Annotated in this window: 4 protein-coding genes; all 4 read right to left on the reverse strand. The window is 58.7% G+C overall.

The window, feature by feature from the left end; all coding sequences use genetic code 11:
• Nucleotides 1-295 precede the first annotated feature (295 nt).
• The 4 genes from ACIPSK_RS32860 to ACIPSK_RS32875 all read right to left on the reverse strand — a co-directional run bounded on the left by ACIPSK_RS32860 (nt 296) and on the right by ACIPSK_RS32875 (nt 7,145).
• The gene (locus ACIPSK_RS32860) at nt 296-3,076 is read right to left on the reverse strand and encodes an EAL domain-containing protein (protein ID WP_446533133.1); all 2,781 of its coding nucleotides are present in this window, start codon (nt 3,074-3,076) and stop codon (nt 296-298) included.
• Nucleotides 3,073-3,999 (reverse strand): hypothetical protein, encoded by a 927-nt coding sequence (locus ACIPSK_RS32865; RefSeq protein ID WP_446533136.1) that lies wholly within the window; start codon nt 3,997-3,999, stop codon nt 3,073-3,075. Before ACIPSK_RS32865 ends, ACIPSK_RS32860 begins: the two co-directional genes overlap by 4 nt.
• A 247-nt stretch (nt 4,000-4,246) precedes the next feature.
• The gene (locus ACIPSK_RS32870; protein ID WP_446533134.1) at nt 4,247-5,224 is read right to left on the reverse strand and encodes a sensor domain-containing diguanylate cyclase; all 978 of its coding nucleotides are present in this window, start codon (nt 5,222-5,224) and stop codon (nt 4,247-4,249) included.
• Nucleotides 5,225-5,261: 37 nt separating this feature from the next.
• Nucleotides 5,262-7,145 (reverse strand): HAMP domain-containing methyl-accepting chemotaxis protein, encoded by a 1,884-nt coding sequence (locus tag ACIPSK_RS32875; RefSeq protein WP_446533135.1) that lies wholly within the window; start codon nt 7,143-7,145, stop codon nt 5,262-5,264.
• Nucleotides 7,146-7,749: the final 604 nt, after the last annotated feature.

The following is a 7,749-nucleotide window of genomic DNA, read 5'->3' on the forward strand; positions in this document are numbered from 1 at the left end:
CCCGAAGATCATCCGAAAAAGGTTTCGCCATCCAGACCGGCCTCCTGCACCCGCCAGAATGGTGAATCTGATTTGCACCAGAAAGGGAATCCCTGTTCCGATTCCGACTAAAACAATCCCGCTCTAGTCCGACGTAGCCCATCAGCCATATTCATTGCGTATACATCCTCCGGCTTAGATATGATTGGACGGCGACGCAATTCGAATGATCCGGGAGTACGGAAATCGGGCATCACCAGTGCGATGTACGAACGTTCTGTCGAGCGCATCGCTCCGGCGCAAATCCCACGAGCCGTCAGACCTTGGCGGAGAGACGCTTTTGGACGCTCCATTTGGAAAGCATGCGAAGGGAGGCGTCGGGCCTGCCGAAGAGATAACCCTGCCCCATCTCGCATCCGAGCCGCTGCAGGGCTTCGGCCTCCGGCTCCTCTTCGACGCCTTCGGCGACGACCTGCAGTTTCAATCCGTGCGCCAAGGAGATTATTGCCCGCACTATTTCAAATATGCTTGGATTGCCGTTCATTCGCCTGACGAAGGACTGATCAATCTTGAGCTTATCGAGAGGGAGATCGGCAAGGTAGCTCATCGACGAATAGCCGGTTCCGAAGTCGTCCAGGGCAATGACGACTCCTATTTCTCGAAGCGCACGCATCTTCGCAATCGAGGGTCCGCCTCGGTCGAGAAACGCCGATTCCGTCAATTCGAGACATAAGCGGGAAGAAGGAAGCCCGCTGCAGGATAACGCATCCCTCACGTCGGCCTCGATATCGGACCGCTCGAACTGAAGTGCCGAGACGTTAACAGCGATGCTGAGCTCGCTAGGCCAAGCGGCGGCCTCGGTGCAGGCTTTCAACAGCGTCCAGCGGCCGATCTCGCAGATCAAGCCAGAGGATTCAGCGATCGGGATGAACTCGGTCGGAGATATCAACCCGAACTCGGGATGGCTCCACCGGATCAAAGCCTCGGCGCCGACAAGGCGCCTGCTCCTGAATTCGATCTGCGGCTGGAACAGCAGGAAGAACTGCTGGTTCTGGAGAGCATCGCGCATATCCCGCTCCAGCCGGCGCGACCGCGCCTGGCGAACGGCGGTAGATGGGTCGAAAGCGGACCATCGTCGACCAGGGGTGGCCTTCACAGCATCCAGCGCAGATTCAGCGGCGGTCGGGAGAGCACTTGGGGCCGCGTCGCCCGAGCGGGCTATTCCAAGGCGAATTGAGACCGGGACAACTGCGCCGCGGAGCAATATGGGCTCCTCGAACAGCCGCAGAAAACCATCGGCAAAATCGTCGATCGGACGTTCACAGCTCACGAACGTGGCGATGCCGAAATGGTCGCCGTCCAGTCTTGCAAGCAAATCGTCGGCGAACGTGTTCCCCAGCCTGGTCGCCACGGCTTTCAATAGCTCGTCCCCAACATCGCAGCCAAGAGTGGCGCAAAGCGAGGAGAAACGCTCAATATCCAGCACCGCGACGAGGACCTCGCCTTCAAGGGCGGCCAGCCGAGACGCGAATTCCCGACGATTGAGCAGTCCGGTGAGCTCGTCCAACTCGGACAGCGTCTTCAATCGCTGTTCATATTCACGTCGCGCGGTGACATCTCTTATGATCAGGCAACCGGCGAACCGCGACCGCGCCGCGGTCGCGCGTGCATCCACCTGTTCGGTTGGCGAAATCGTGATTGATGCCTCGTAGTGAGCGGCTCGCGAACCGCTGTTGCCGGTGAAGTCGGCAAGCGCGGTGTGTATCTTGCCTGGTTCAGCATCGTGCTCTGAAACCAGGCTCTGCAGGAAGCCGATGATGGCGGTGTCGGCGCCCTCGAGAAGGGAGGCGCCGATATCGGCTCGCAACAGGGCTTTTGCGGATTTGCTCACCTCGACGATCCTCAGATCGCCGTCGAATGCAACGACGCCGTCCGAACTGTCGGCAATAATCCGTCTCATGAGGCGTCTGGTGTTTCGAACTTCCGTGTTGGCTACGGCGACAAGCATTCGACCGACGTCGACGCGTTCGTTCAGGGCCAGCATCCACGCAAGCAGAAGCATCGACCATGGCACCGCTGTCCCGACAAGAAGGCCATACTGCGACTGCAGCAGGAATGCGCCGATTTCGCCGACGATGACCATGGTCAGTCCGGCTGCCGCCATCGTGATAATTCCGGTCGAGCGCCCGCAGATCACACCGACAATAAGCAAGATCGCAAACAGGAACTCCATCGGAGCCTGATCGAACATCTTCAGGAAACGGTTCTGGAGCAGCGTCTCCGCGGCAAGCACGTGAACGAGCGGTCCGGCGATAGCGCCGTAGACGGGAACAACGAAAAAGTCTTTCAGCTCGGACGCAGATGCTCCCACCACAACCGAACGGTCTCTGATCGCGTCGGCCGGCACCGTCCCGTTAAGAACGTCGGACAACGAAAATGTCGGGACGGTGTCGAGACTGATCGAGTAGTCGATCAGCAACGAACCTGAACTGCTGCCGATCCTGCCAAGGGCAGATGCGGCGGACTGAGTGGGATTCCCGTCAAGCTGGCTTCCCAGATCGAAACGGTGGACGATCCCATCCGCATCCATCGCGACATTGGCGAATGCAGGCCAGGCATTCTGAAGGAACTGTGGGATCGGCCTCGTCACCGCCGTCTGAGACGATGACGCCGTCTCCTGCTGCCGGAACACCGGCAAAAGCACACCTCCTCCGGCTCTCGCCAGCGCCGCCGCAAGGCTGTCGTCCTCCTGCTTGCTGGAGAACGCACTGAAATCGACGTCGAGGAAGATGTCCCTGGCGCCTGACGCGATCAGCCTATCGAGCAGGGCCGCATAAATGCTCCGCGGCCAGGGCCAGGTCCCAACGGCGTCGAGAGAATGTTTGTCGATTGCAACAAAGACGATGTTGCCGGTCGCTTGGCGAGGAGCCCATTCGAAGCGCTTGGCAAAGAGGCCGTTGTTGAGTCCTTGAAAGATGCCCACATTGGTGCCGGTGAGCGGCAGCGCCAGCATCGCGGCGATCAGCAGAACGCGAACCGTGATGGTGCTGACGCTACCGGAGAAATTGTCCCCAGCCGCCCTGGTCCTTCGTCTCACTTGTCCTTGCCTTTGCCTTTTCCGGAATTGCCGTTACCGTTGCCGCCGCTATTGTCGTCGCTCTTGCCGCTGTTGCCATTGCCATGACCGCCGGAATTGCCGTTGCGCCCGCTGTTGTTATCGCTCTTCCCACTTTCACCGTTACTGTTGCCGTTGCCATTGCCGCCGCCGTTGCCGTTTCCGCTGCTGCTTCCATCGCCGTTGCCGTTCCCGCTGTTACCATCGCTGCTGGCGCTGGGACTGGTATCCTCGTCCACGGTCGAAGACTTGTTCTTGGTCTCGGTCGATTCGATTGCGCCCGCAAGTTTCGTGGTGCCGACGGCAGGAACCTTGGCGACAGACGGTGCAACCGAGATGATCTCGGGCTTTGATAGCTGGCCCCTTACCGTCATGCCGGCCTTGATGTCGACAACTGCACTCTGGCGCGGCCCAACTTTGGATTGCTGCCCGCTTGCGAAGGAGGTGACCTGGACCAGACCACGATCCACGGAGACGGATGCTTTCGTCTTTCCAACCGTCACGTGGAAAATCGTTCCTTTCACGACGGCCGCGAGATAGGGCGTTTGCACCGTCGTATGGGGCTGGCTTCGCTTCTCGATCTCAAGGTCCAGCGAGCCGACCTGCTGGAAAATTTGCGTCTTCATGGCAAGGGATTCGTTGGTGGTGATGGCGGCAAGGGTGTTTGGCTGGAAGGTGATGCTTTCCACCCCTCTGGCAAGTTGAATTCGCCCGCGCGGACCAGTCGAAACCCATGCCCGGTTGGGGAGCACGTCTCCCGTGCTCAGATCCAGCCATTTGGTCCTGTCGACGGAATATCTCGCTTGATCCGTGGTTTTGACGACGCGCCAATCCTCGGCAGCCGCGGAGGCGGCCGTCGTCACCAATATCAATGCGGAAATCAGAATTCGATACATTGTAGACATGAATGCTTCCCCGAAGTTTCGGGTAGTGAAGCACGGCCTAATTAAGAATGATTGTAAAACGCGATGGTGATTGCAGGAACCACGCGATTGTGCGCAAACGTACAATGGAAGGCGATCGGCAACGCTGCGCGACGGCAGGGATCAGTGATTGCGTTTCCCAATCAAATCTTAAGCCCACCGTATGTGCGCTGTTCCGCGCCTTGCCCTTCGAAACGGTGAACAATTTGCCCAGTTCCGAACGTCGAGACTAATGCCGGGCTGAACGTTGGGGAAACCGCCGTTGTGACTCGTTGACTGATACGCGATTTCGTCCGGCCGCTTTCGCCTCATAGAGCGCCTTGTCGGCGCGCGAATAGAGCGTGTCGAAAGAGACGTCCGTTTCCTTCCAAAGCGCCACGCCGATCGAAACGGTGATCCCGAATGTGCCCGCTACCGACAAAACCGCCCGACGCTCAATCCCAGCTCGGATCCGTTCACACATTTCAAGCACCGCCTCCGGTGCCATGTCCGGGAACAGGATCATGAACTCTTCACCGCCGACACGGGCAAGGGTCACGCCGATCGACGTGTTAGCTGCGATGATTTCCTTGATCGCCTGCGTCAACGTTTTCAGGGCGGCGTCGCCCGCCGCATGGCCGTAGGTGTCGTTTACGCGTTTGAAGTGGTCGACATCGAGAATCGCAAGCGCGACATTGTTTAGAGCGACTTCGCGGGATTTGAACAACCGATGGCCGATCGCAAACGCATGGCGGCGGTTGAACGCGCCGGTAAGCTCGTCGGTGACAGCTAGGACATGCAATCTGTCCTGAACAGCTTTAAGATCTGTTATGTCCTGGAGGAGAAGCTGTACGACCGGATTGCCCTCCCAAGGCAGAGCACCCGCGATCAATTTTATCGTCCGCGTCTGGCCACTGGCAGTTCTGACTTCAGCCTCTGTCGGTTCCACGCCGATCCTCCCGTGGAAGGCTTCCTCCATCTGCTTGGCCGCCTCTTCAGCATGCGTGGTCAGAAAGTCCAGGAAATGTTTACCCACGACTTCAACTTGCGGAACCTGCAGAAGGCGGGCCGCTTCCTGGTTCCCAAAAATGATCCCCTGCTTCGTGTGGATGAGGAAGCCCATAGGCATGAGATCGAGCATCATACCCATCCTCTCCTGCGTGTCGACGAGCGTCTGCTTCGTGAGCTCGGCGGCTTGGACTGCATCGTGGTCTTCATCCAAGAACATAGCTGGTCTCTTCCAAGTGACTTTCGAAGTGGCAAAGCTAGCGACGCATCGCGGCGCGATGAACGGTCGCGCCGGCGCCAGGATGAGCCATCACTTTCGCCGTCGAACGAAGGGCTGAGGACTGGCCGGATGTCGCATCGTTCAGCCTGAACTGGCTGACGAGCTCGCGAAGCTTCTGGGCTTCCTGCGCCAGAGAGGCAGAGGCAGCCGTTGATTGCTCCACCATAGCCGCGTTCTGTTGCGTGGTCTGGTCCATCTGGTTGACCGCTAGGTTGACTTCGCTGAGCCCGATGGACTGCTCTTTCGCTGAGGTGGCGATCGAATCCATGTGGTGATTGATCTGGGTGATGAAGCCGCCGATGGTCTTCAAGGCTTGGCCGGTATCACGCACCAGCTTGACCCCGCCTTCCACCTCCTTTGAGGAGTTCTGGATCAGGCCCTTGATTTCCTTGGCAGCACTCGCCGAACGCTGGGCGAGTTCGCGGACTTCCTGGGCGACGACGGCAAAACCTTTTCCGGCCTCGCCGGCTCTCGCCGCTTCCACGCCGGCGTTGAGGGCGAGCAGGTTGGTCTGGAACGCGATTTCGTCGATGACGCTGATAATGTTGGAAATCTGCTGCGACGAAGTCTCGATCCGTCCCATCGCCTCTTCGGCGTGCGAAACGACTTCCGCGGAGATCCCGGCGCTGCGATTTGCCTCCGTGGCCACCGTGCGCGTCTCCTCGGTTCGCTTGCTGGAGTTCGACACGTTCGCCGTGATCTCTTCCAGTGCTGCCGCCGTCTCTTCGAGGGAAGCCGCCTGCTGCTCCGTGCGCTTTGAGAGATCGTTCGCACCGGAGGAGATTTCCCGCGTGCCTTCGTCGATCGTGCCGATGCTTTCAGAAATCGCCCTCAGCGTCGCGCCAAGCTGGGTGACGGACTGGTTGAAGTCATGACGTAGCGCCTCGAAGTCGGGGGCGAAGACCTCGTTGAGCTGGAAGGCGAGGTCGCCTGCGGCCAGCCGCTTCAAGCCGGTGGCGAGACCCGAGGTGGCGATGCGCAGCCGCTCCGAGGCGTCAGCTTCCGCTTGCTGCTGAGCGGCAATGCGATCAGCCTCTGCCCGGTTGCGGCTTTCGTCGGCTTCGATTGCCATCCGCTTGTTGGTGATCGCGGCCTGGCGGAAGATCTCCACCGCTCCGGCCATTGATCCGATTTCGTCAGCGCGGTCGGCAAACGGGATCTGCGAACCGGTGTCTCCGTCGGCCAGCCGCCGCATCGAAGCGGTGATGCCGGTAATCGGATTGGCGATGCCTTTCAGCACGAAGGCAACGGCGCCAAGAACGAGCAATCCAGCAAACCCAATGGCGGCAAATAGGTAGAAGGTAACATTGGCGTAGGTCGTCTTGCTCACCTCTGCGGCCGTTTTGCTGCCATTGACGTTCAATTCGACCAGGTTCGCCGTGGCCTCCTTCAACTTGTCCGAATAGGTGCGCATTTCCCCACCCAGGTATTGGCCAGCTTCCCCGACTTTATTGGCGCGGGACAGGACGAGAAGCGGCGGCTTGCTGGCGATGTAGTTCTCAACACTCTCTTTGATCGCCTTTATCAGGTCTCGCTCCTGGTCCGACGACGCCAGCGAAACATAGACATCCACGGACTTGCGTACCGTGTCCTCGGCGACGGCAATCGCCTCTTCGCGCGTCTTCTTTTCCGCGTCCGTCTGCGCAATAATATGATCACGGTACGCGAGGCGCAAATTCGCCATATTGAGATTGATCGCTCGCGATGCCTGCACGCTCTTTAGCCAGTGGGTCGCTATGTCCTCCGTGGAACCATTGGTGTTGCTGAGACCGTCTATTGCCAGGTAGGCAACGACACCGAAAAGAACCGCTACGCCGCTGAAAATTAGGACAAGACTCGACTTTATGCTTGGACGACGCATCGTAAGACCCCTTAGAAGTTCCCGACCCAAGGCGGGGCGACAAGGAGTTAGTAACAAAAATAATTTAATGCTTTCCTCATATATAACGCCTCCTTTACCGAAAGCATTTAGGAGCGGCACGCGTCGGGCATGTTGGCGATCTGCAACTGGAGCGAAATTAGAAGGGAACGTCGAGCGCGCGTCCGTTTAAGTAGGTGCTCTCGTACACCTTGGGAGAAGAGTAGCCCTTTGATGCGATTGACGTGGAAGACACGTTCCGCAATCGGGCTTTTCCGTTCCTGTCCGAGCCTGCGGATGGGTCTTTGCAGGCGATCCAACCATCTGGCTATAATGGCTAGTCGTTGCCAAGCGGCGGCCCAGTGAAACGAAGGTGGTGCCTGCCGGCAGATTCTGCGATGCGATCCATATCCTGGGGAATCTGGAACTTGCCTGCCGCCATATCGGCAAAAAAAATCTTCGAATCCCCCCGGCGTCAGTATCACCAGATGGCGCGAAGGCATGCCGCCGATAACCCTGAAGGTGTGCTCCATTCCGCGTGGCACGAAGACAGTTTCGCCGGCCTTCTTCGTGAACCTCTCGCCTTCCACCCAGAACTCGCACAAGC

The sequence above is a fragment of the Rhizobium sp. LARHSG275 genome, assembly GCF_052871115.1.

Bases quoted from the DNA above. Each gene is read 5' to 3' on its own strand.
- ACIPSK_RS32865 (WP_446533136.1), bottom strand. From the start codon at position 3,999: ATGTCTACAATGTATCGAATTCTGATTTCCGCATTGATATTGGTGACG.
- ACIPSK_RS32870 (WP_446533134.1), bottom strand. From the start codon at position 5,224: ATGTTCTTGGATGAAGACCACGATGCAGTCCAAGCCGCCGAGCTCACG.
- ACIPSK_RS32875 (WP_446533135.1), bottom strand. From the start codon at position 7,145: ATGCGTCGTCCAAGCATAAAGTCGAGTCTTGTCCTAATTTTCAGCGGC.